The organism is Haloferax sp. Atlit-6N (genome assembly GCF_003383195.1).
GTDB lineage: Archaea > Halobacteriota > Halobacteria > Halobacteriales > Haloferacaceae > Haloferax > Haloferax gibbonsii.
Genome location: NZ_QEQJ01000002.1, coordinates 156,493 through 179,535, shown reverse-complemented (window position 1 = coordinate 179,535; position 23,043 = coordinate 156,493). Strand labels below are relative to the sequence as shown.

At 68.9% G+C, this 23,043-nt stretch carries 25 protein-coding genes; 13 read left to right on the top strand and 12 right to left on the bottom strand.

Going from position 1 to position 23,043, the window contains the following annotated elements; all coding sequences use genetic code 11:
* Positions 1-2: 2 nt before the first annotated feature.
* From cmk to DEQ92_RS10075, 3 genes are all read right to left on the bottom strand, one after another.
* Positions 3-581 carry a (d)CMP kinase gene (gene cmk, locus DEQ92_RS10085; RefSeq protein ID WP_050459938.1) on the bottom strand — a complete coding sequence of 193 codons (579 nt, stop codon included), beginning with the start codon at positions 579-581 and terminating at the stop codon, positions 3-5.
* Positions 582-731: 150 nt separating this feature from the next.
* On the bottom strand, positions 732-1,652 hold the full coding sequence (locus tag DEQ92_RS10080; RefSeq protein WP_004975060.1) for a DUF106 domain-containing protein: 921 nt from the start codon (positions 1,650-1,652) through the stop codon (positions 732-734).
* A gap of 121 nt (positions 1,653-1,773) precedes the next feature.
* Positions 1,774-2,400: an adenylate kinase gene (locus tag DEQ92_RS10075; RefSeq protein WP_004975057.1), complete on the bottom strand. Its 627-nt coding sequence runs from the start codon at positions 2,398-2,400 to the stop codon at positions 1,774-1,776.
* A gap of 208 nt (positions 2,401-2,608) precedes the next feature.
* Here DEQ92_RS10075 and DEQ92_RS23405 point away from each other — a divergent pair, with 208 nt between their 5' ends.
* The 7 genes from DEQ92_RS23405 to DEQ92_RS10045 all read left to right on the top strand — a co-directional run bounded on the left by DEQ92_RS23405 (position 2,609) and on the right by DEQ92_RS10045 (position 9,530).
* The gene (locus tag DEQ92_RS23405; protein WP_156037881.1) at positions 2,609-2,755 is read left to right on the top strand and encodes a hypothetical protein; all 147 of its coding nucleotides are present in this window, start codon (positions 2,609-2,611) and stop codon (positions 2,753-2,755) included.
* Entirely contained in the window at positions 2,752-3,771 is a 1,020-nt protein-coding gene (locus DEQ92_RS10070; protein WP_115805080.1) for a YeiH family protein, read from the top strand. The genes DEQ92_RS23405 and DEQ92_RS10070 overlap by 4 nt, the downstream gene beginning before the upstream one ends.
* 90 nt (positions 3,772-3,861) lie before the next feature.
* Positions 3,862-4,257 carry a hypothetical protein gene (locus tag DEQ92_RS10065; protein WP_050459652.1) on the top strand — a complete coding sequence of 132 codons (396 nt, stop codon included), beginning with the start codon at positions 3,862-3,864 and terminating at the stop codon, positions 4,255-4,257.
* A 194-nt stretch (positions 4,258-4,451) separates the two neighbouring features.
* Complete coding sequence (locus tag DEQ92_RS10060; RefSeq protein ID WP_004975045.1) at positions 4,452-4,913, top strand: universal stress protein; 462 nt, start codon at positions 4,452-4,454, stop codon at positions 4,911-4,913.
* On the top strand, positions 4,910-7,129 hold the full coding sequence (locus DEQ92_RS10055) for an amino acid permease (RefSeq protein WP_115805079.1): 2,220 nt from the start codon (positions 4,910-4,912) through the stop codon (positions 7,127-7,129). The genes DEQ92_RS10060 and DEQ92_RS10055 overlap by 4 nt, the downstream gene beginning before the upstream one ends.
* A gap of 95 nt (positions 7,130-7,224) precedes the next feature.
* A complete protein-coding gene (locus DEQ92_RS10050) occupies positions 7,225-8,175 on the top strand; it encodes an alpha/beta fold hydrolase (RefSeq protein ID WP_115820725.1) in 951 nt (316 codons plus the stop codon).
* Between the two features lie 314 nt (positions 8,176-8,489).
* On the top strand, positions 8,490-9,530 hold the full coding sequence (locus DEQ92_RS10045; RefSeq protein WP_115820724.1) for an AIR synthase family protein: 1,041 nt from the start codon (positions 8,490-8,492) through the stop codon (positions 9,528-9,530).
* Between the two features lie 6 nt (positions 9,531-9,536).
* Here DEQ92_RS10045 and DEQ92_RS10040 read toward each other — a convergent pair whose 3' ends face one another.
* Entirely contained in the window at positions 9,537-10,565 is a 1,029-nt protein-coding gene (locus DEQ92_RS10040) for an alpha/beta hydrolase (RefSeq protein ID WP_115820723.1), read from the bottom strand.
* Between the two features lie 84 nt (positions 10,566-10,649).
* Here DEQ92_RS10040 and kynU point away from each other — a divergent pair, with 84 nt between their 5' ends.
* Positions 10,650-11,921, top strand: coding sequence for a kynureninase (kynU, locus tag DEQ92_RS10035; RefSeq protein WP_115820722.1), 1,272 nt, complete (start codon positions 10,650-10,652; stop codon positions 11,919-11,921).
* Positions 11,922-11,948: 27 nt separating this feature from the next.
* Here the strand turns inward: kynU and DEQ92_RS10030 are convergent, their stop codons facing one another.
* From DEQ92_RS10030 to DEQ92_RS10015, 4 genes are all read right to left on the bottom strand, one after another.
* Positions 11,949-12,647 carry an SDR family NAD(P)-dependent oxidoreductase gene (locus tag DEQ92_RS10030; protein WP_115820721.1) on the bottom strand — a complete coding sequence of 233 codons (699 nt, stop codon included), beginning with the start codon at positions 12,645-12,647 and terminating at the stop codon, positions 11,949-11,951.
* 88 nt (positions 12,648-12,735) lie between these two features.
* Positions 12,736-13,155: a desampylase gene (locus tag DEQ92_RS10025; RefSeq protein ID WP_115820720.1), complete on the bottom strand. Its 420-nt coding sequence runs from the start codon at positions 13,153-13,155 to the stop codon at positions 12,736-12,738.
* A complete protein-coding gene (locus tag DEQ92_RS10020; protein ID WP_004975027.1) occupies positions 13,142-13,711 on the bottom strand; it encodes an NUDIX domain-containing protein in 570 nt (189 codons plus the stop codon). Before DEQ92_RS10020 ends, DEQ92_RS10025 begins: the two co-directional genes overlap by 14 nt.
* A 72-nt stretch (positions 13,712-13,783) precedes the next feature.
* Positions 13,784-14,197, bottom strand: a complete 414-nt coding sequence (locus tag DEQ92_RS10015; protein ID WP_004042482.1) for an Lrp/AsnC family transcriptional regulator — start codon at positions 14,195-14,197, stop codon at positions 13,784-13,786.
* Between the two features lie 97 nt (positions 14,198-14,294).
* Here DEQ92_RS10015 and carA point away from each other — a divergent pair, with 97 nt between their 5' ends.
* Complete coding sequence (carA, locus tag DEQ92_RS10010; RefSeq protein WP_115820719.1) at positions 14,295-15,377, top strand: glutamine-hydrolyzing carbamoyl-phosphate synthase small subunit; 1,083 nt, start codon at positions 14,295-14,297, stop codon at positions 15,375-15,377.
* 178 nt (positions 15,378-15,555) lie between these two features.
* Positions 15,556-16,593 (top strand): PAS domain-containing protein, encoded by a 1,038-nt coding sequence (locus DEQ92_RS10005; RefSeq protein WP_050459659.1) that lies wholly within the window; start codon positions 15,556-15,558, stop codon positions 16,591-16,593.
* Positions 16,594-16,628: 35 nt separating this feature from the next.
* Here the strand turns inward: DEQ92_RS10005 and DEQ92_RS10000 are convergent, their stop codons facing one another.
* A complete protein-coding gene (locus DEQ92_RS10000) occupies positions 16,629-17,537 on the bottom strand; it encodes a GNAT family N-acetyltransferase (protein WP_115820718.1) in 909 nt (302 codons plus the stop codon).
* Positions 17,538-17,541: 4 nt separating this feature from the next.
* A complete protein-coding gene (gene gatD / locus DEQ92_RS09995) occupies positions 17,542-18,789 on the bottom strand; it encodes a Glu-tRNA(Gln) amidotransferase subunit GatD (RefSeq protein ID WP_050459661.1) in 1,248 nt (415 codons plus the stop codon).
* A gap of 255 nt (positions 18,790-19,044) precedes the next feature.
* Between gatD and DEQ92_RS09990 the strand changes: the two genes are divergently transcribed.
* Positions 19,045-19,248 carry a PLDc N-terminal domain-containing protein gene (locus DEQ92_RS09990; protein WP_004975021.1) on the top strand — a complete coding sequence of 68 codons (204 nt, stop codon included), beginning with the start codon at positions 19,045-19,047 and terminating at the stop codon, positions 19,246-19,248.
* 81 nt (positions 19,249-19,329) lie between these two features.
* A complete protein-coding gene (locus DEQ92_RS09985; protein ID WP_004975019.1) occupies positions 19,330-19,824 on the top strand; it encodes a hypothetical protein in 495 nt (164 codons plus the stop codon).
* A gap of 3 nt (positions 19,825-19,827) precedes the next feature.
* Here DEQ92_RS09985 and DEQ92_RS09980 read toward each other — a convergent pair whose 3' ends face one another.
* Both DEQ92_RS09980 and DEQ92_RS09975 read right to left on the bottom strand, forming a co-directional pair.
* A complete protein-coding gene (locus tag DEQ92_RS09980) occupies positions 19,828-20,481 on the bottom strand; it encodes a metalloregulator ArsR/SmtB family transcription factor (protein WP_004975018.1) in 654 nt (217 codons plus the stop codon).
* A gap of 112 nt (positions 20,482-20,593) precedes the next feature.
* Positions 20,594-21,271 (bottom strand): DUF1405 domain-containing protein, encoded by a 678-nt coding sequence (locus DEQ92_RS09975; protein ID WP_004975016.1) that lies wholly within the window; start codon positions 21,269-21,271, stop codon positions 20,594-20,596.
* Between the two features lie 182 nt (positions 21,272-21,453).
* On the opposite strand from DEQ92_RS09975, the gene gpmI reads away from it, so the two are divergent.
* A complete protein-coding gene (gene gpmI / locus DEQ92_RS09970) occupies positions 21,454-23,034 on the top strand; it encodes a 2,3-bisphosphoglycerate-independent phosphoglycerate mutase (protein ID WP_004975013.1) in 1,581 nt (526 codons plus the stop codon).
* Positions 23,035-23,043: the final 9 nt, after the last annotated feature.

Below are 23,043 nucleotides of genomic sequence, written 5' to 3'. Positions count from 1 at the left end.
GGTCAGAAGTCGTAACGGACGCCGTCGACCGGGTACTTGCCCTCGTCGGCTTCGGGGTCGTAGGAGTCGACCGCGGCGATGCAGACGGCCGTCACCTCGTCGGGCCCCCAGCGGGCGGTGTTGAGCGCGATATCGTAGATAGAGAGGTCAGTGATGTCGATGTCGTAGTAGGCGTCGTACCGCTTGGCCTCGCTCGCCTCGCGGGTCGTCGTCTCCTCGCGGGCGATGTCGGGCGCTTTGTCCTCGCGGTCGGCGATGCGCTCGGCGCGAACGTCGACGGGGGCGTCGAGCCAAAAGCGGAGGTCTGCGGCGTCCCCGGCGAGCCAGCCGGCGAGGCGAGATTCGAGGAGCACGTCGTCGCGGTCGAGGGCGATGTCGCGGAGGCGGCGGTCGAGGTCGCGGTCGATTTGGTCGTCCTCCTCGGCGAGTTTGTTGAACTCGACGGCGGTCATGTCGCGCTCGGCGGCGAGCTCGCGGAAGATGTCCCCGCCGCTTATGTGTTCGAGGTCGAACGCCTCGGCGAGCGCGGCGGCGGTCGTGCTTTTCCCGCTGCCCGGTGGTCCGGAGACGGTCAGTAACATATCCATGCTGCGTGCGGTCGGCTAAAAGGTGTTATCGTTGCCGACGGCCCCTGCGGAGGCTTCTCACGGGGGAGAGTGGGAGAGAACCGAGGGTGGTGAGACGCGGAAACGGAGAGAGAGACGGAGTCGTTTCGAGTCGCTCGGGTCGGCTTACGACGCCGACGGCGACATGTCGATGTTCAGGCTCTTGCGGATGATCTGGGTGAAGCCCATCGAGCAGAGGAAGTACCAGACAATCCACGCCTGCATCGGGCCGATGACACCCTGCTTCCACTCGACGGACCCGACGAGCGGGAGCACGATGTTATCGGTGACGATGTGCGGGTCGGAGCCCCCGCCGACGCCGATGGCCCAGTACATCCAGAGGAACACCGGGATGGTGAGGAACATGATCCAGACCATCGGGCGGAACTGCTCTTTGAACATGCCCATCTGGTCGCCCATCGCCTCCATCTGCTCTTCTTGAATCTTCTCGAGCGCCGCGTCGTCGCCGCGCTCCTTGGCGTCCTTCTGTCGCTGTTGGATGTCCTTCATCCGCTCTTGATACATGCCCATCTTCTCCATGTCCATGAGGTTCGCCTGCAGGAGCGTGGAGTAGAGGCCGGTCGCGAGCGCGAGGACCATCACGACGGCGTAGAACGGGAGCATGTCGGCCAGCGGGCCGAGCGCCACGTCCATCACGCCGCCGATGACGTTCCGGACCTCGGAGACGGAGTAGCCGAGGAACAGGCCGACCGTGACGACGGCCGCGCCCTTGTCGTACTTCGACCACGAGGAGTCACCGGTGTCGGTATCGACCGACGAGGACGACGACGAGCCGCCGGAGTCGGACGTGTCGTCTTCGAGGCCGGCGCGGGTCTCCGCCGCGTCGGCGAGCCGGAACCCCTCGTCGCCGTCGACGAGGATGCCTTTCTCGATGAGGCGACCCCACTGGCCGCTCGTGAGCTCGTCGCGAACGTCGGCCCACTCGACTTCTCCGTCGTCCGCCCGTTCGATGACGGTTTCGACGGCGGCGCGCATGTCGGCGTCGGAGCCGACGAGGTCGCGCACCCGAGATTCGATTCGTGCCATTACCGGCCCTTTAGCAACCGGCTGTTATCAAGGTTTTACTCTGGAGACGAGAGCGGGCGCGCCGGCGACAGCGCCGGCGCTCCGAGTATAGTCGGTGAAAAACGTCGTTCCGAGCGCGCGCTTACGCGTCGTCGACGACGACCTGAACGTCCTCGAAGACCTCGTCGGGGGTCTGTTCGCCGTCGACCTCGACGAGGACGCCCTCGTCGCGGTAGTGTTCGATGACCGGCTCGGTGTTCTCCTTGAACACCGACAGGCGCTCGCGGACCGTCTCTTCGGTGTCGTCGTCGCGCTGGACCAGTTCGCCGCCGCAGTCGTCGCAGACGCCCTCCGCTTCGGGCTGGTTGAACTTCACGTGGAAGTTCGTGCCGCAGTCGTCGCAGACGCGGCGGCCGGTGAGGCGCTCGACGAGCTCGGACTCGGCGACCTGCAGGTAGATGACCGCGTCGAGGTCGGTGATTTCGGTGAGGTACTCCGCCTGCGAGAGGTTCCGCGGGTAGCCGTCGAGGACGTAGCCGTCGGCGTCTTCCAGCGCGGCCTCGACGATTTCGTTGACGACCGCGTCGGGGACGAGTTCGCCCTTCTCCATGAACGAGCGGGGCGTCCCGTACTCGGTCTCCATGTCCTTGTTCGCGCGCAGCGCGTCGCCGGTGGTGACGTGTTCGACGCCGTAGGTCTCGGCGAGTCGCTTCGACTGTGTGCCCTTACCTGCGCCCGGCGCTCCGAGCAGGAGGATGCGCTTTCCCATATCTGACCCCATCCGTCGAGAGCATATAGTGTTGAAGATACGTACTGAGTTCTGCGACGGCGGCGGTCAGAGGAACGAGACAATGTTGCTCCTTGTTCGCCGTTCTACAGCTCTCACGGCCGTCCCACCGCGGTGTTCGCGGGTTTTGTTGCCGGTTTCACAGACGGAAGCGACACGTTCAACGGCGCGGCCCTCGTGGCACCGACAGATGCGCGATTCGTCCCTCATGCGCGACGCGTTCGGCGCGGCCACCGTCGAGCGCGCGTACGGTCTGTGGTGTACGCTCGAACGCGGCTGGCGCGCGACCGCCCTCGGGCTCGTCGTCGTGACCGTCCTCGCGACGCTCGGGCCGTGAGCGCCGGGGAGAGCTCGGACGCCGGCATCGGCCGGCTCGCGCGACTCGCACCGGGCGTCGGCATCCTCGTCGTCCTCGCGGGGGCGGCGGCGCTCGTCGCCGGCTTCGTCCCCGGCGTCAACGCGCTCCTGCTCGGCGTGCTCTTCGGGGCCGTCGTCGCCAACACGGTCGGCGTTCCCGACTGGGCGCGCCCCGGCGTCGACACGCAGAAGCTCCTCCTCGAAACGGGTATCGTCCTGCTCGGCGCTCGCATCGCAATCGACGAACTCGTCGCCTCCGGGCCGGTGCTCGTCGCGCTCGTCGTCGTCACCGTCGCCGCCGGCGTCCTCCTCGTCGAGGCCGTCGCCGGCCGCGTGTTCGGCCTCGCCGACAAGACCGGGTCGCTCCTCGCGGCCGGCGCGAGCGTCTGCGGCGTCTCCGCGGCCACCGCCATCGCCGGCACCATCGACGCCGACGGCGAGTCCCTCACCCACGTCGTCGCCGCGGTCCTCCTGTTCGACGCGCTCACCCTCGCGGTGTTCCCCATCGCCGGCGACCTGCTTCCGCTGTCCGGCCGTCAGTTCGGCATCTGGGCCGGCCTGAGCATGTTCAGCACCGGCCCCGTCACCGCGGCCGGCTTCGCCCACTCCGAGGTCGCCGGTCGCTGGGCGACCGTGACCAAACTCGCGCGAAACTCCATGCTCGGCTTCGTCGCCGTCGCCTACGCGGTTCGCTACGCCGGCCGGGCCGAGGAGGCAGCCACCGGTCTGCGCGCCGTCTTCGACGGCGTTCCCCGGTTCCTCGTCGGCTTCGTCGCCGTCGCCGCCGTCGCCAACCTCGGCCTCCTCTCGGAGGCGACGCTCGCGACCGTCGGCACCGCCAGCGACGCCCTGTTCGCGCTCGCGTTCGTCGGTCTCGGACTCGACGTTCGGCTCGACGCGATGCGACAGACGGGCGCGGCTCCGCTCGCCGTCCTCGGACTGCAACTGCTCACCATCAGCGCGCTCGCGCTCGCCGCGGTTCTCGCGCTGTTCTGACGCGCTGACGGCCGTTCGGGTCGCTCCGCGGTCCGGGACTCACCGCCCCGACGCGGGCCGTTTTTGTACCGCGCGCGTGTAGCAAGTCGCATGACCCGATTCGAGGCCGACACCGCGCGCGAGCGCCGAAAGCTCTTCGCCGACGCCGTGTCGGCGCACCGCGACCGCGGCAGCGCCTTTCTCACCATCGAGGCCGAACGCCTCGCCGACGTCGACGGCGAGGGGCCCGGCCCGTGGATTCAGTTCGCCGACCAGACGTTCAACATGGACGTGACCGACGAGGAACTCGACCGGCTCAAGGGGCTGCTCGCGGAGTTCCCCGAGTTCCGAATCGACCAACTGGAGAGCCCCGAGGAGGCCGAGGGGACGAACGTCCGCATCACCGCCCGCTCGGACGCGAACCGCCTCGCCGGCTTCGCAGACCGCGTCTTTCAGGCGGTCTACGGCCGCGACGAGGCGTACCGGGCGTGGGTCACCGCCGTCTGAGCGGGCGGGTTCCCTCCGCGTTCGATTCGATTCGACGCTGTGCCCCGGTTTGCGAACTTCTAAATCTATTGCCGCACAACCTCCGCGCATGAATTCCCGACGGTCACGTTGTGAAGTGGGCTCGCTCGCCCCGGCACAATCCCGTTCCGCCGGGTGGAATCGCCTCCCTTACTCCACTCTCGCAGGTCCGACACATGACTGAACACGTCGAGTCGCTGTTCTCTCGCCCGCTGCTCCCGCTCGCGAACGCGGACGACGCCGATACCACCTGTGCCACCGCGTTCCCGCGCATCGCGGCGGCCGATGGTCGGGCCTCCGTCGTCCACGTCATCGAGAAGGCGGGCGGCGCGCCGGACAAAGCCGGCGTCGAACAGCGCGAGGAGGTCGCGGACGAACTGTTCGACATCGCCCGCCGCGCCGCGGACGACGCCGGCATCGAACTTCAGACCGACCTCCGGTTCGCGACCGACGTCGGCGACGCCATTCTCGAAGCGGCTCGCGAGGCCGACGCGACGGCCATCGTCTTCACCCCGCGCGGCGGCCGCTCGTGGTGGGACCTCTTTTCGGGCGCGGTCCGCGAGGAGTTGATTCGGCACAGCGACCGTCCCGTGGTCGTGCTGCCGGCGGACGACGCCGACGAAGACGGTGAAACATGACGGACGAGGAACTCGCCAAAGACCTCGGCCCGCTCGCGGCATTGACTATCGGTATCGGGACGATGATCGGCGCGGGCATCTTCGTGCTTCCGGGGGCAGCGGTCCAACAGGCCGGGCCGCTCGCGGCCGCCGCGTTCGTCCTCGGCGGCGTCATCGCGCTCTTGACCGCCATGTCCGCCAGCGAACTGGGCACCGCGATGCCGAAATCCGGCGGCGCGTACTACTACATCAACCACGCCCTCGGGCCGCTGTTCGGCAGCGTCGCCGGGTGGGGCAACTGGATGGGGCTCGCGTTCGCCTCCGCGTTCTACATGACCGGGTTCGGTCAGTACGTGGTGACGTTCCTCCCCATTCCGAGCCTCGTCCTCGGCGGTATCACGGTTTCCGGCGTGAAACTCGTCGCCCTCGCGGGCGGTCTCCTCTTCGTGTTCATCAACTACGTCGGCGCGAAGGAGACGGGGAAGCTACAGAACGCCATCGTGCTCATCTTGTTGGCCATCCTCGCCGTGTTCACGGTCTTCGGACTGCTGAACGCGGACCTCGCAAAACTCCGACCGTTCGTCCCGCCGGACAAGGGCGTGTCGCCGCTCCTCCCCGTGACCGGCCTCATTTTCGTCTCGTACCTCGGATTCGTCCAGATCACCTCCGTCGCGGAGGAGATCAAGAACCCCGGGAAGAACCTCCCGCGGGCCGTCCTCGGCAGCGTCGTCATCGTGACGGTGGTGTACGCGCTCGTCCTCCTGACCGTGCTGGCCGCGGTGGACAACAGCCTCGTCGCCGGAAACGACACCGCCGTCGTCGACGTCGCCCGGCTCCTCATCGGTCCGGTCGGCGCGGGTGCGATGCTGTTCGGCGGCCTCCTCGCGACCGCCTCGTCCGCGAACGCCTCGATTCTCGCCTCCTCGCGCATCAACTTCGCCATGGGGCGCGACCGCATCGTCTCCGAGGAACTCAACGAGATTCACCCCCGGTTCGGCACGCCGTACCGCTCTATCGCCATCACCGGCGGGTTCATCCTCCTGTTCATCCTGCTGGCCGACGTCAACACCCTCGCGAACGCCGGGAGCGTCCTCCACCTCATCATCTACGGGCTGCTCAACGTTGCGCTCATCGTGATGCGCGTGTCCGACCCCGAGGATTACCAGCCGGACTACCGGGTTCCGCTGTACCCCATCACCCCCATCCTCGGGGCGATTACGTCGTTCGCCCTCATCGCCTTCTTCGCCAACAACATCGTCCTCCTCGCTGCCGGGTTCGTGGTGTTCGCCATGCTGTGGTACGCCGCCTACGCCCGCACCAGGGCGACGAAACAGGGCATCCTCGGGAAGTACCTGCTCCAGCAGTCGGAACAGCTCCCGGATGCCGCAGTCTCGGCCGCCACCTCTGTCCAGCCCGACGGCGGCTATCGCGTCATGGTCCCCCTCTCGAACCCCGAAAGCGAGCGCGACCTCATCTCGCTGGCCGGGGCCGTCACCAAGGCCAACGACGGGACGCTCGTCGGCGTCCACATCGTGAAGGTGCCCGACCAGACCGCGCTCGAATCGGCCCGCGAGGAGTACGACTTCGCCGAGGCCGACCGCCTGCTCGAACAGGCCCGCGTCGACGCCGACGAACTCGGCGTGGACATCGAGACCCACACGGTCCTCTCTCACCGGTCGTTCGAGGAGGTCTTCGACGCGGCGGAGACCTACAGCGCCGACCTCGTCGTCATGGGCTGGGGCCCCGACAGCCACGGGTCGCCCGGCCGCGCCGAGAGCGCGTTCGAGGAGATAACGCACGCGCTCCCCTACGACGTGTTGGTGCTGAAGGACCGCGGGTTCGACCCCTCGCACGTGCTCGTGCCGACCGCCGGCGGTCCGGACTCCGACCTCTCGGCGTCTATCGCCTCGGTCCTGCGCGAGTTCTGCGACGCGGAGATAGAGCTTCTCCACGTCGCCGACGACAGGGAAGCGGGTGAGCAGTTCCTCCGCGAGTGGGCCGACGAGCGCGGTCTCGGCGACGCCACGCTCACCGTCGAGACCGGCGACGTCGAGAGGGCTATCGAGTCGCACGCGACCGACGCGTCGCTGCTCGTCGTCGGCGCGACGGAACGCGGCCTCCTCTCGCGGCTCGTCCGCGGCACCGTCGTCATGGACGTCGTCGACGACGTGGAGTGTTCGGTCCTCCTGGCCGAGCGGAGTCGCTCGCGGAGCATCAGGGAGCGCCTGTTCGGGTAGTCCGAAGGGCGCCGCGGAACCGACCCGTTTTCTCGCCGCCGATGGCCTCTCGCGTCGCCGCGGCACATTTGTCCTTCGCCGCCGTAGCGGGGGGTATGGCGAAGCAATCGGGGCTGTCGCGCGACGACGCGGAGCTGTCCGTCGAGGCGACGAGCCGCCGCATCGACGCGGGTGAGGTCACGCTCCACGCGGTCGAAGCCGGACCGGAAGACGGCGAACTCGTCGTCCTCCTCCACGGCTTTCCGGAGTGTTGGTACGCGTGGGCGGACTACCTCCGCCCGTTGACCGAAGCGGGCTACCGGGTCGTCGCGCTCGACCAGCGCGGCTACAACCTGAGCGACCGCCCCTCGGGCGTCGAGTGGTACAGCATCGACGAAATCGCCGACGACGTGGTCGGCGTCGCGGACGCGCTCGGCTACGAGAAGGCCCACGTCGTCGGTCACGACTGGGGTGGCGCGGTGGCGTGGTGGACCGCGCTCCACCACCGCGACCGGGTGCGTTCTCTCACCGCGATGAACCTCCCGCACCCGGTAGTGCTCTCTCGCCACCTCAGACGCGACCCGGCCCAGCAGCTCCGGAGCTGGTACGTCCTGTTCTTCCAACTGCCGAAGCTCCCCGAGCTCGTCGCCCCCGTCGGCGACTGGGCCGTCTTGGAGCGGACGATGACCGGCACCGCGCTTCCCGGCACGTTCTCGGCGGCCGACCTCGACTGCTATCGCGCCGCGTGGTCGGTCTCCGGAGCCTACGGCTCGATGGTCGACTGGTACCGGGCGGTCGCCCGCGAGCGCCCGCGACCCCGCGTCGAGACGGTCGAGCCCCCGACGCTCGTCGTCTGGGGGACCCGGGACCGGTTCCTCCGGCCGAAGATGGCGCGCGAGAGCCTCGCGTTCTGCGAGGACGGCCACCTCAAGACGTTCGACGAGGCGACCCACTGGGTCCACCACGAGGAGCCGGTGGCCGTCGCCCGCGCGCTCGTCGAACACCTCGACGACGCGTGGCGAACGCCGAACAACACCCCCGACGAGGCGGGCCATCGCCCGGTCTGAGCTCCGCCGGCGATTTTGATTAATGAGCAGTATTTGCCGGCTGCTCGTTGAAGCTATATAGGTCCATCGAGGGAACTTAGCGAGGTTCTTGTACGTCCGGCGTGCACGTTGAATCGACGCGGGAGCAGTCCGGTGGTGGGACTTTCCATGCCCCTTCGAACCGTCTCCGCGTCTCTTCATGAGCAGGGACGGGGGACCGTCCCACCTTTCGACCGGCGAGCGACTGCGCCCACGACCGGGCCTCGAACCCCACCGGGCCGGACCCGTCGTCGCCGGATGAGTACGTTCTTACTCGCGGCCCCCGCAGGTCGCGTATGACCGACCTCGGAAAGGTCGACCGCGAGTTCTTCGACGAGTACATCTACCCGCGGTTGGGCGCGGCCCGCGACGACGTGGCGCTCGGCCCGACCCACGGCGTCGACTTCGGCCTCCTCGACATCGACGGCACCGCCGTCGCCATCGCGACCGACCCCGTCTCCGTGCTCCCCGCGCTCGGCTTCGAGCGCGCGGGCCGGTTCGCCATCGACATCGTCCTCTCGGACATCGCCGTCTCGGGGCTGGACCCCTCGCACCTCGCCGTCTCCTTTACCCTCCCGCCCGAGATGACAGACGAGCAGTTCGCCGAACTCTGGGGCGCGATGCACGACGAGGCCGACGACCTCGGCGTCAGCATCGTCACCGGCCACACCGCCCGCTACGCCGGCTGTTCGTACCCGTGGGTCGGCGGCGCGACCGCCCTCGCGGTCGGCGACCACGACGACGTGGTCCGCCCGGACGGCGCGAGACCCGGCGACGACGTGCTCGTGACGAAGGGCCCCGGCGTCGAGGCGACCGGCCTCCTGACGACGCTCTTTCCGGACGCCTTCGCCGACCTCGACGGCGACGTGCTCGCCGCCGCGCAGGCGCGACTCGACGAGACCGACGCGGTCCGCGACGCGATGACCGTCTCGGCCGCCGGCGGCCGCGGCGTCCACGCCATGCACGACGCCACCGAGTGCGGCGTCCACGGCGCGCTCAACGAAATCGCCGAGAGCGCGGGCGTCCAACTCGAAATCGACGAGTCGAGCATCCCGTTCCGGCCCGGCGTCCGCGAGACCTGCGACTTCCTCGGCATCGACCCGTGGCGCTCGACCACCGCCGGGTCGCTCGTCGTCGCCACGGACCCCGACGTCACGGACGACGTGGTCGCCGCGCTCGACGCCCGCGGCACCCCCGTCGGCGTCGCCGGCACCGTCGTCGCGGGCGAGGGCGTCGTCGTCGACGGCGAGCGCATCGAGCACCCCGACGTTGACCCCTCGTGGGCCGCCTACGACCGGCTCGCCCGCGAGGCCGAGCAGTCGGGTGCCGACGAATAAGCAGACTCACCCCTCGTTTTCCAGCGCGTCAGCGACCCGGTCGAGCGCCGCGTCCGCCGCGTCGACGTCGGCCGCGAGGCTCAGAAAGCCGTGCGGCATGGCGGCCTCGTGGTCGTGGACGACGTCGACTCCCGCGGCGTCGAGTACCGACGCGTAGGCCGCGCCCTCGTCTCGAAGCGGGTCGAAGCCGGCGGTGACGACGTGCGCCGGCGGGAGGTCGGCGTGCGAGTCGGCCCGGAGCGGCGCGGCGAAGGGGTTGTAGCGGTCCACCGGGTTCCGGAGGTAGGTGTCGTGGGCCCACAGCACGTCGCGGCGGGTGAGAAGCGGGCCGTCGGCGTTCTCCCGGAGCGAGTCGTGGTCGGCCGAGCAGTCGGTCATCGGATACAGGAGGACCTGTCTCTCGATGGTCGGGCCGTCGAACTCGCGGGCGTGGAGGGAGACGGCGGCCGCGAGGTTGCCGCCGGCGCTCGTCCCCGCGACGGCGAGGCGGTCGGAGTCTGTGCCGATGGGCGCACCGCGTTCTGCGACCCACTCGACCGCCCGCACACAGTCATCAAGGCCGGCGGGAAACGGGTGTTCGGGCGCGAGTCGGTAGTCGACCGAGACGACGACGCGGCCCGAGCGGACCGCGAGCCGTCGGCAGACGCCGTCGATGGAGTCCAGCGTGCCCATCGCCCAGAGGCCGCCGTGGAAGAACGCGACCGCGGGGCGCGTCTCGCCGGGTTCGGGGTGGTAGACGCGGAGCGGAATCTCGTGGGTCGAGGCGGCCCTGTCCCCGCCCTCGCCGGAGATTGCGAAGTTCGTAACGCGGGCGACCTCGGGCGCGTCGCCGGCCGAAAACACCTCGTCTTCGACCCGGCGGGCGCTCTCGACGCCGAGCGCGGACCACTCGGGGAGTCCCAGTCGCTCGACCTCGGCGACGGCCGCGTGAGCCTGCGGGTCGAGGTCGGCCGCGCGGTCGGCGACACCGATGGCGGACGAGCCGTTAGAATCGTCCTCGGGGTCGCGTCGGGAGTCACCGTCAAAGAGAGCCATACCGGTGGGCCGCGGGCGACCGTGAAAAACACCACGCCGTGCGGGTCGTGAATCTACTTGTCGCGCCGGCGCTTCGACACGCGTATGACCGACGACCCCACCGTCGAGGCCGCCCGCGAGATGGACGCGGCGGACCCGCTTTCGGACCTCCGAGACCGCTTTTACGTCCCCGAGGGCGAACTGTACATGGACGGCAACTCGCTCGGCCCGCTGTCTGTCGACGCGGAGGCGGCCCTCGAACGCGTCGTCGACGAGTGGCGCGACCTCGCCATCCGCGGGTGGACCGACGCCGACCCGGAGTGGTTCACCTACGGCGAGCGACTGGGCGAGCGACTCGCCCCGCTCGTCGGCGCGACGCCCGAGGAGGTCGTCGTCGCCAACTCCACGACGGTCAATATCCACGCGCTCGTCGGGACGTTCTACGACCCCGCCCGCGGCGAGAACGTCGTCGTCGACGACCTCGACTTCCCGACGGACCACTACGCGATTCGCGCGCAACTCCGGCACGCCGGCCGCGACCCCGACGAGGCGCTCCGCGTGGTCGAGAGCCGCGACGGGCGGACCATCGAGACCGAGGACGTGCTCGACGCCATCGACGACGACGTGGGGATGGTGTTTCTCCCGTCGGTCCTCTACCGGAGCGGCCAGCTGTTCGACGTCGAGGCCATCACCGAAGCCGCTCACGAGGCCGGCGCGCTGGCCGGCTTCGACCTCGCGCACTCGGTCGGCGCGGTCCCGCACCGGCTCTCCGAGGTCGGCGTGGACTTCGCCGTCTGGTGTCACTACAAGTACCTCAACGCGGGCCCCGGCTCCATCGCCGGCCTCTACGTCAACGAGCGCCACTTCGGCGTCACGCCCGCGCTGGCCGGCTGGTGGGGCAACGACAAGGAGACGCAGTTCGACATGGCGATGACCTACGAGCCGGCGCAGTCGGCCGGCGCGTTCCAGTCCGGGACGGTCCCGGTGCTGTCCGCGGCCCCCCTCGACGGCGCGCTCGACATCGTCGAGGACGCCGGCGGCGTGGCCGCCCTCCGCGAGAAGTCGCTGGCGCTCACGGACTACCTCATCGCCCTCGTGGACGACAGACTGCCGGAGTGCGAGGTCGGCACCCCGCGTGACCCCGCGGCCCGCGGCGGCCACGTCGCGGTCGAACACCCCGAGGCCTACCGCGTCAGCCTCGCGCTCAAGGAACGGGGCGTCGTCGTGGACTTCCGCCAGCCGAACGTCGTTCGCATGGCTCCCGCGCCGGCCTACGTCGGCTTCGAAGACGTGTACCGGGCGGTCGAGCACTTCCGCGAGATTCTGGACAGTGGCGAGTACGAGGCGTTCGAGAAACAGCGCGGCGGCGTCACGTGAGGGTCGCTTCGGCGGGGCGTCGGTCGCTTACCAGTCGATGACTTCCTTGTCGCGCCAGAACTTCCCCGCGGGCGCGCCAGGCTTGAACGTGGCGAGCCACGTCGGCGTCTCCGCGCCTTTCTCGACCGGTCGGTTCGCCTCCTCGCCGCCCATGTCGGTGCGGACCCAGCCGGGACACACCGAGTTGGCGATGAGGCCGTCGTCGCCGTACTGGCCGTCGAGGTAGGCGGTGAGGCCGTTGAGACCGGTCTTCGAGATTCGATACGCGGGCGACCCGCCGGACTGCCCCTCGCCGAGCGCGCCCATCCCGGAGGAGACGTTGACGACGCGGCCGCCGTCGGACTGGAGGAGGAGGGGAACCGCGTGCTTGCACAGGAGCATCGGCCCGCGGAGATTGACGCCGAGGGTGCGGTCGATTCGCTCGGTCGGTTCGGCGACGATGTCCTCGCCCTCGCCGCCGACGCCGGCGTTGTTGACGAGGATATCGAGGCGGTTCTGGTCGGCGAAGATGCCGTCGACGACCTCCTCGATGTCGCCTTCTTGGGTCACGTCGAGGAGGACGCGTTCGGTACCCTCGGGCGTCTCGTTCGTGACGCTGCGCGACCCCGCGTACACCGTCGCGCCGCGGTCGCGGAGGTTCTCGGCGATCTGGCGGCCGATACCTCGGTTTGCGCCGGTGACGAGCGCGACCTGTCCGTCGAGGTCGTCGTAGCGGTCGGGTTCCATGGCTGCGTCTGTGAACTGAGAAAGGATATTCTCACCGAAGCGTGCCGGTGGTCGCGGCGTACCGGCGAGGGTTCGGGAGGCCGACGAGTCACTCGACCGCGATAGTGAGTTCGCGGAACTCGTCGCCGGTCCACTCGTGGGCGGTCGTCCGGCCGTCGGGCGAGCAGATGAGATAGACGTACCCCGGCCACGACGCCTGTTCTCGGTCGGTCGCGCTCGGGACCGGGTCGGACTCGGGGTGTGAGTGGTAGAAGCCGACCGCGTCGTCGCCCGCGGACTCGATGGCTTCGAGAATCGAAACCGTCTCCTCGGGGTCGAGTTCGTAGGCGACCCGCGGGTCGTCGGCGACGTTCGAAACGGGGTGGGCGGCGGTGACGGTGCGCGCGTCGCCATCGCCGGCGAGGACGCCGCAGACCTCCGCGGGCGGGTCGCTGGCGGCGCCCTCGCGGGCGTGCGAGAGAACCGACTGCCGCGCGTCGACCGCGAGCGAGAGCCTACTCGAAGTCACGGCGCATGGCGATTTCGAACCACGGGCAGAGACGCAGTTGGCGGTACCACTCGGGGTTGTCGTGGAGGTGCTCGTAATCCGCCCAGAGCATGCCCGCGATTTCCTCTTCGTCGGGGTCGAGGGAGGTGTCTTCGAGCGTGACCTTCAGGACGGCACAGACCTCCCACTCCAGTCCGGCGTTCTCGTAGTAGCGCTTATACTCGAACTTGTCCGTGACGCGGAGGTCGGAGTACTGGTCGGGCGAGATGCCGAGTTCCTCTTCGAGGCGCTCTTCAGTGGCTTCCTCTTGGGTCTGGCCCTCGACGGGGTGAGAGGCGACGGTGCCGTCCCAGGAGGTGTCCCACAGGCGCTTGTTTGGCGCGCGCTGGGCGAGGAGTATCTGGCCCTCCTCGTTGAACACGAGACAGGTAAAGGCGCGGTGGCGGATGCCGTCGCCCGTGTGGGCGTCGAGTCGGTTGACCGTCCCCTCCGCGTTGTCGTCGGAGTCGACGGCGATGACGTCCTGCGCTGCGTTCTTGTGGAGTTCAGTAGCCTCGTCGGCCGCTGCGTTGCTCATGTGCCTTCCGTCGGAGTCGGGGGTCAACTAAGCTTCGATGCGAACCGCGGACCACGCGGCGGCGGCGCGGGATTAGCCGAGGCGCTCGTCGAGGATTAGGCGGGTCTTCGTGCTCTTCACGTCGTCGTGCTCGCGGGCGCGGGTGATGAGGTCGTTGACGGCGCGGGTGTCGGCGGCGTCGACGACGAGGACGATGTCCTCCTCGCCGGAGACCTGCCAGACGAAGTCCACGTCCTTCCAGTCGGCCATCAGCTCGGACACGTCGTTGGTGTCGACGTCGACCGCGACGGTCACCTCTATCATCGCCTTCAGGTTCCCCGTGCGGGTCGAAATCGTAAAGCGCTCGATGACGCCCTCCTCGACCAACCGCTCGACGCGGTTCCTGACGGTCCCCTCGGAGGTCCCGACTTCGGCCGCAATCTCCGTGTTGGGGGTCCGAGCGTCCCGTCGAAGGATATCGAGGATGCGTCGGTCAAGCTCGTCCATATCTCACGTGCCGTCCCCAGCGACTTACCGATTACGAATTTCGTAACTCGACTTCGAAAGTAACACTTATGCACCCGTGTTCCGTTCGTTTCTCGTAATGTCGGACGCCTATCTGGCGCTGGAAGACGGTCGCGTGGTCGAAGCGCGTGGCCGTGTTCCGGGGCGCACACGCGGTGAACTGGTGTTCACAACCGCATATACGGGATACGAAGAGAGTCTGACCGACCCTTCGTACGAAGAACAAGTGCTCACCTTCTCGTACCCCCTCATCGGGAACTACGGCGTCCGAGCCGAGCGATTCGAGTCCGACCGGGTCCACCCTCGGGCGGCCGTCGCACGCGAGTTCACCGAGGAGGTCGTCGAGTGGCTCGCCGACGAGGGCGTCCCGGCGGTCGACCACCTCGACACGCGCGACCTCGTCACGTCTATCCGCGAGGAGGGCGCGATGAAGGTCGGAATCGCCGTCGGCGAGGACGTGACCCCCGAGGACGCGAAGGAAGAACTCGCGCAGTGTAAGGGCATGAGCGAGCACGTCGACATCGGCGCGCAGGTCACCACGACCGAGCTGACGACGTTCGAGGGCGACGGCGACACCACCGTCGCGCTCGTCGACTGCGGCGCGAAGGGCTCCATCGTGGACTCCCTCGTCGACCGCGGCGCGACGGTCCACGTGCTTCCCTACGACGCGGACGCCGAGGACGTGACCGCGCTCGAACCCGACGTGCTGTTCATCTCCAACGGCCCCGGTGACCCCGAGAACTACACCGCGACGCGCGACCTCGTCGAGGAGCTCGCCGGCGAGGTCCCGCTGGCGGGCATCTGCCTCGGCCAGCAGATCGTCGCCAGCGCGCTCGGCGGCACCACCGAGAAGATGGCCTTCGGCCACCGCGGCGTCAACCAGCCCGTCCGCGACCTCCAGAGCGGAAAGGTCGTCATGACGACCCAGAACCACGGCTACACCGTCGCCGACCCCGGCGACCAACTCGACGTGACGCAGGTCAACGTCAACGACGACACCGCGGAAGGCCTCGCCAGCGAGGAACTGAGCGTCATCACGCGCCAGTACCACCCCGAAGCCCACCCCGGCCCCCACGACTCGCTCGGCTTCTTCGACGACGTGCTCGCCATGGCGGGTACAGAGGGAAACGAGCATAAGCCCCGAGTCGCTCCCTCGGACTGACCACCCCGACCGCGACTTCTACTAGCCCGATTCCAGACGCCCCGGTCGACTGCACCCCGACCGCCGGCGACAGAACACCGATTTTTCGGCGCGTTTCCCCCACGAGCAACGGGATTCGCATTTCGGACCGGATGTGGTAGAAACTGTCAAACTGTTCCCCGGCGTATTCTCACTTATAATGGACGACGTATCGCTCATCGAACGCGGGTTCGAGGAGTTCCCGGCGACGGTGGCGATTCTCGACAGGCACGGGGATATCGTCTACACGAACCGGGCGTGGCGGACGTTCGCCGACGAGAACGGGTACGCCGGCGACCCCGATTCGACGGGGGTCAACTACCTCGACGTGTGCGACGCGGCCCGCGAGAGCGACGAGATCGCGGGCGTCGTCGCCGACGGCATCCGCGCGGTGCTCCGCGGCGACCGCGACTGTTTCACCGCCGAATACCCGTGTCACTCGCCCGCGGTCTACCGGTGGTTCTCGCTCCGCGTCGTCCCGATAGATACGCCGAGACACGGGGAGTTCGCGCTCGTCATCCACCTCGACATCACCGACAGGCGGCTCGCGGAACTGCAGGTCAACGAGAAGAACGAACACCTCGCGGCGCTCGTCGGCGGGCTCGCCTCGGAGTTGAAAGCCCACCTCGCGTCGGCTACCGAGTCGGCCGAACGGCTCGTCTCGGTCGACGGCGACGACGCCGCCGCGCTGTTCGAGAGCCTCTCGCGCATCGAGTCGCTCGTCGAGTGGGGCATCGACGTCGCCGAACAACCGAGCACGCTCGACCTCGCGCCCGTGGGCTTCCGCGAGCACGTCGCGCAGGCGTGGGCCGTCGCGTCGCTCGACGGCGCGAACGACGCCACCTACCGAGTTGTCGGCGACGGGTCGCTCCTGGCCGACACGCACCTGTTCGGGCTGTTGTTGGTCGCGCTACTCACCAACTGCTTCGAGCGGAACGCCTTGCCCGGGCCGCCTTCCAGCGTCGTCGTGGGGACGACCGCCGACGGGTTCTACGTCGACGACGACGGCCCCCGCCCGTCGTCCGAGGAGCGCGCGGCGACGGCCCCGAGCCCGAACCAGTTGCTCGGCGTCGATTACGACTCGCTTCACCTCTCGACGGCCCGGCGAATCGCGGACCTCCACGGCTGGCAACTCGACGTGGCCGACTCGGAACTCGGCGGCGCGCGCTTCGAAGTCCGCGGCGTCGTGTGGAAGTAGGCCGCGTTCGGCCGAGAGCGAACGAGACGCGCCGGTCAGGAGAGGTCCGCTTCCATGACGAACGTCGGTTCCTCCGCGAGGTCGCTCCGGGCGAGCGACGCGTCGGAAATCCAATCGATTCGCTCGGGGAACAGGACGCGCGTCCGGTCCGCGCCGACCGAGGCGGCGTCGCGTCGAACCGCGTCCAACAGCGACTCGCAGGCCGGCGCGTCGTCCCACGCGGCGACCGCGTACTCGGCCCACGTCACCTCGCCCTCGTCGTCGCGTTCGCGGGTGTAGGTTCGGTTCCGGTAGGTGAAGCCTGTCGCGCGGTCGTCGCCGACGACGAACAGTCGGTCGTCGGCCGCGGCGTCGTGGAGGCGCGCGCGGGTCAGCCCGGAGAGCGCCCACGACTCGACGGGGTCGAGCGCGAGCCCCGACAGCGCGGTTCGCGCCTCGCACCCGGTCCAGTAGGCCCACGCGGCGTCGGCGTCGTCGCCGACCGCCGCCTCCGGCTCGGCGGCCGCGTCCGGTTCGGGCGTCGCCCAGCGGAACTCGACGCCGGGGTCGAACCCGACCGTGCGGGCGTTGGCGAGGCTCGGGACGTTCCACGAGTGAATCATGTTGCGGACGCGGCGCGCCCCCCGCTCGCGCGCCCAGTCGAGAAGCGCGTGCGACAGCCGGGTCGCGAGCCCCCGCTCGCGGTAGTCGGGCGCGACGCGCATCCCCTGCGCCCAGCCCTCGTACTCCGAGAGCATGACGACCTGCGCGATGGCGGCCACGTCGTCGGAGGGCGTCTCTTCGCCCATGTCCACGAGGAGCGTCGCCTGGTCCGACTCGCCGGGGGAAATCCAGTCGTGGTAGATGTCGGGGATGTAGTCCGACCCGCCGCGGTCGGCCCACGTGTCGCGGGTGAACGCGGCGACCGCGTCGTAGTCCTCGGGTCGGGCGGGTCGAATCTCCATCAGTTCACTCCCACGGGACGGAGCGCTGGGTCAGCTCGCCTTCGAGGTTCCGGCCCATCGCGCCGGCCGGGTCGGAGAGGTTGGCGAGCGACCACATGAGCTTCACCTTCGCCGTGCCGGGGAGCGTGTCGCCCGCCTCGACGACGCCGGCGTCGAGCAGGTCGCGGCCGGTGTCGTAGACGCGGTCGCAGACGCGGCCGTCGAGACACTGCGAGGTCATGGCGACGGTGGTTCCGTCTTCCACGAGTTCCTCGAACCGCGGGATGAGGTCGGTGTGGACGTGGCCGAGGCCCGTCCCCTCGATGACGACGCCGGCCTTCCCGTCGAGGTAGTCGAGCGCCGCGGGGTCCATCCCCGGCGTGAACTTCACGAGTTCCACCTCGGACTCGATGTCGGCGTGGAGCGCGAGGTCGGCCTCGCCGCGGGGGGCGTAGTCGCGGCGGAACGTGACCTCCTCGGCCTCGTAGTCGACCTCGCCGAGCGGCTTCGCGCCGACGGTCTCGAACGCGTCGCGCCGGGAGGTGTGGTTCTTGCGGACGCGCGTCCCCTCGTGGAGCGCGCAGACGTCGTCGGACTCCGAGGCGTGCATGCAGACCATGACCTCGGCGGCGTCGGCCTTGGCGGCCTCGACGGCGCAGACGGCGTTCATCACGTTGTCAGACGAGGGGCGGTCGGCCGAGCGCTGACTGCCCGTGAAGACGATGGGGACGGGCGTGTCGAGCATGAACGACATCGCCGACGCGGAGAACTGCATCGTGTCGGTGCCGTGCATGACGACGACGCCGTCGGCCCCGGCCTCGATTTCCTCGGCGACGGCCTCGGCGAGGTCGACCCACACGTCGGTCGTCATGTTCTCCGAGAGGATGTTGGCGACGACGCGGCCGCGGTAGTTCGCCCGGCCCGCGAGGTCGGGGACGGCCCGGAGCACGTCCTCGGCGTCGAACTGCGCGGTCACCGCGCCCGTGCGGTAGTCGACCGTCGAGGCGATGGTCCCGCCGGTCGAGATGAGCGAGATGGTCGGGAGGTCGTCGTCGAACTCGATCTCTGAGGTGCCGTCGCCCTCGGACTGTGCGTCTTCGATGTCGTACACGTCGGTTTCGAGCACGTCCACGTCGGCTCCCTCGCGGGCGATGCCGACGTTGTACCCGCCGTCGAGCTTGACGACGAGGTGGTCCTCGGTGGAAGACGGCATGAGTACGCCTTCGTTCGTGACGTCCGCGCGGGTGACGCGGACGCGGTCCCCTGCGTTCATATCGCGGGATACCGTGGGGGCAGACTTCAAACCCACCATTCCACCTTTTTCCTCCTCGGGGTCGCATAGCGACCCGCTCGGAGCAAAAATCTGGACCAAAAATACCGAACGGCTCGCTACGCTCACCGTTCGGTGCGATTGCTGGCCACGATTATCACAGATTCATACCCGACCCACGAGCGTGGCTGAGGGGACGTTAGCTCCACCGACATAACGGACACAAGACATTTTACCGGACCGTCCGTCGGCCAGCGTATGCTCCCCACGATACTCCTCCAGTCGGGCGGCGCGGCCGGCGTGTTCCTTCTGGTGTTCCTCGTCACCATCGGGATGGCGGCGTGGACGTACAGTGACGCGAAGCGAAACAGCAGTCACCCGGCGTTCCTCTGGGCGGTCGTCGTCTTCCTCGCCCCGCTCCTCGGCATCCTCCTGTACCTCATCTTGGGTCGGGGTTCGTAACGACCGCGTCGCGCCTCCTTTTCGACGGGCACCTGTCGCACCGGCACAAGAGCCATCAGGCTCGCCCGCGACCCTGTACACATGCAACGGTCGGACCAACGGGAGTCTGAGCAGTCCGTCGACGACCTGCTCTCCGGCGTGAACCGCGAGAGCGACGATTCGATGCGGGCGGAGCGCTCCGCCTCGTCCGGCGGCGGTCGCCTCGGCGGGCTGTTCTCCCCGCGCGTATTCCTCGCGGCGCTCCTGCTCTCCATCGGCGGACTGCTCGTCGGCGGCGCGATTCCCATCGTCGGCTTCATCGGGCGGTTCGTCGGCATCGCCGCCGCCGGCTTCCTCCTCGGCCTCGTCGGGTCGAAGCGACGCTACACGGAAGTCGTCCTCGCCGGCGCAATCGCCGCGGGCCTCGCGTTCGTCCTCTCGACGCTGTTCGCCGTGTTCGCGCCCTTCGCGGTCCAACTGCTCGCGGACTACGGCGTCGCCATCGCGGGCGTCGGCGCGGCGAGCGGCGGGCTCGCGGGGCTGGTCGGTCACTACTTCGGCCGCGACCTCCGGGCGGGCCTGACAGAGGAGTTGTAGGCGTCAGTCGATTCGCCAGCGGTCGCCGTTGTGGGCGACCAGACCGCCGTCGGCGAGGTGGTGCAGCGCGCTGTCGACGACCGCGGGGTCCGCGTTGAGGTCCTTCGCGATGCCGCGGACGGTGTTCGACCCGTTGGCGAGCGCGGCGAGAATCTCCGCGTAGAACCGGCTGTCGGCGTCGACGCCGAGGCGGTCGTTGAGGCGGTCGAGCACGTCGGTGATGCGGCCCTGCACCCACCGCTGGGCCAAGGAGAGTTCGTTGTCGAGTTCCTCCAGTTTCCCGAGTTCGCGCGCCAGTTCCGAGACGTCGTCGGTGCCGGCGTTCTCGACTTCGAGCGTCACGTGCGGACAGCGCCCGGCCATGTCGAGGCTCGGACTCGGCGGATAGGCGCTTTTCGCCCCGAACCCGTACGGCGAGACGTTCACCTCCAGCCTGAGGTTCCGCGAGATGTGGAAGTACTTGCGCCGCTGGTCGTCGGTGCGGGACTCGATGAGCCCCGCGTCCTCCAGCTTTCGGAGGTGGTCGATGACGGCCTTGGGGCTGACGCCGAGGTACTCGCTTATCTCGGTGACGTAGCACGGTTTGTGCGAGAGCAACCGCAGGATGCGCCGGCGGTTTTCGTTCCCGAGTAGGTCAAGCAGTACCGCGGAGTCCATTACGAGGTCATAGACTGCGGGCGGGGAAAAGCCTGACTCATGTGATACTCCGCGCCGTCATGCGATTAGCGATTGTGGCTCACGGGGAGCTGTCGGGGCCGTCCCGAGGCGCTCACGGGGCCGTCTCCGGCGTCTCTGAGAGGCGGTCGAACGCCCGGGAGGCGAGGAACACCGCGAGAAACGAGAGGGCGACGGTGATGCCCGCGAGGAGCGCCCCCGCCTCGTACTTCAGCGGCGGGTAGTAGCCGAGGCCGTAGTCGAACACGTCGTTGACGAGCGCGAGGGTGAGGGCGAACCCGAGCGCGCCCTTCGTGGTCGCGCCGTAGCGCGGGACGACGAGGGCGAGCGCGAGAAAGCCCGCGTGGGTGAGCATGATGCCCCAGTAGTCCCAGAGCGCGGCCCCGGAGAAGCCGACGTAGAGGTCGGGTCGGAGGTTGAGCGCGACGACCGTCCAGACGCCGTACTTGACGAGCCAGACGAACGCGAGCGTGTGGAGGTACGCGAGCGGCCGGTTGACCGGCGCGTCGGCGACGCGGCGGCCGAGGTTCGGAAGCAGCGTCGCGGCCGACAGCGTCATCAGCGCGAGGGCGGTCGGCGAGTCGCCGAAAAGCGGGTAGAGGAACGTCGGCAGGTCCGACAGCGCGGGGTCCGAGTGGACGTAGAAACTCACCCCGACGAGGAACGCGGCGGCGTTGAGGACGAGGAAGACGACGAGGCTCGGGCCGTTTCCGAGGTAGTACTCCGTCCAGTCGTCGACCGCCGCGCCGAGGTCGAAGTCTCGCAGACCCATCGCCGAGTCGGACGGCGCGCCGAAAGAAAAGACCGTCGGGGCGGGGGCGACTGGGGCGGGGACGGGGCGGCTCGAACCCGCCGTCGGGGCGCGAACGCCGCCCTCTCATCTCCGTACGCGACACGTTGTCATTCCATGTCGGGAGCAAAGGACAGTTAGCCCGGCGCGCCGAACGGCGACGCATGGACGCAGCACTCATCATCCTCGACGGGTGGGGACTCGGCGACCACGACCGCCGCGACGCTATCAAGGCGGCGGACACGCCGAACTTCGACCGCTACCGCGACGCGGGCGCGTTCGGGACGCTCATCGTCGACGGCCGGCGCGTCGGTCTTCCGGACGGCCAGATGGGCAACAGCGAAGTCGGCCACCTCAACATCGGGGCCGGCCGCGTCGTCAAGCAGGCGTACACCCGCATCGGCGACAGCATCGACGACGGCTCGTTCTTCGAGAACGATGCCATCACGGCCGCCTACGACCACGCCGACGAACACGACGGCCGCGTACACCTCATGGGCCTCGTCTCCGACGGCGGCGTTCACTCCGACCAGGAGCACCTCCACGCGCTCATCGAACTCGCCGCCGAACGCGGCGTCGACGCCGTCACCCACGCCTTTACCGACGGCCGCGACACCAGTCCCACCGGCGGCGAGGCGTACCTCTCGGACCTCGAAGCCGTCGCCGAGGAGCAGGGAACCGGCGGCGTCGCCACCGTCTCCGGGCGCTACTACGCGATGGACCGCGACCAGAACTGGGAGCGCACCAAGCGCGCCTACGACGCCATCGTCGAGCGCGAGGCGGAGTGGACCGCCGACACCGCCGTCGACGCCGTCACCGAGTCGTACGACCGCGGCGACACCGACGAGTTCGTCGAGCCGACCGTCGTCGACGACGCGCCCGCCCTCGAAGACGGCGACTCGGTCATCTTCTTCAACTTCCGCGCGGACCGCGCGCGACAGCTCGTTCGGATGCTCTGCGACATCGAGCCCGTCTGGGAGTTCGAGACGGCGCCGCCGGAGATCCTCATGACGACGATGACGCAGTACGACAAGACGTTCGACGTCTCGGTCGCCTACCCGCCGGAACAGCCCGAAGACACGCTCGGCGAGGTGCTCGCCGAGGCGGACATGACGCAACTGCGCATGGCCGAGTCCGAGAAGTACCCCCACGTCACCTACTTCCTCAACGGCGGCCGCGAGGTCGAGTTCGACGGCGAGATTCGGAAGATCGTCGAGAGCCCCGACGTGCCGACCTACGACCTCCAACCCGAGATGTCCGCGGCGGAACTCACCGACTCGGCCATCGACATCATCGAGTCCGACGACCCGAACGTGATGGTGCTCAACTACGCCAACCCCGACATGGTCGGCCACACCGGCGACTACGAGGCCGCCATCGAGGCGGTCGAGGCGGTCGACGAACAGCTCGGGCGGCTCGTCCAGAGCGTCCGCGCGCACGGCGGCCACGTCTGTATCACCGCCGACCACGGCAACGCCGACGACATGGGCACCGAGGACGACCCGCACACGGCCCACACGTTCAACCCCGTCCCGTTCGTCTACCTCGCGGCCGACCGCGACGACGAGGCCGCCCCGGAGAACGACGCCGAGGACGAAGCCGCCGACCTCGACCCCGAACACCCGCTTTCGGGCGGTCGGACCGTCCGCGAGGGCGGCTCGCTGTGCGACATCGCGCCGACCATCCTCGAACTCGTCGGCGTCGACCAGCCGGCCGCGATGACCGGCGAGTCGCTGTTAGAATAGGGCCCGCCG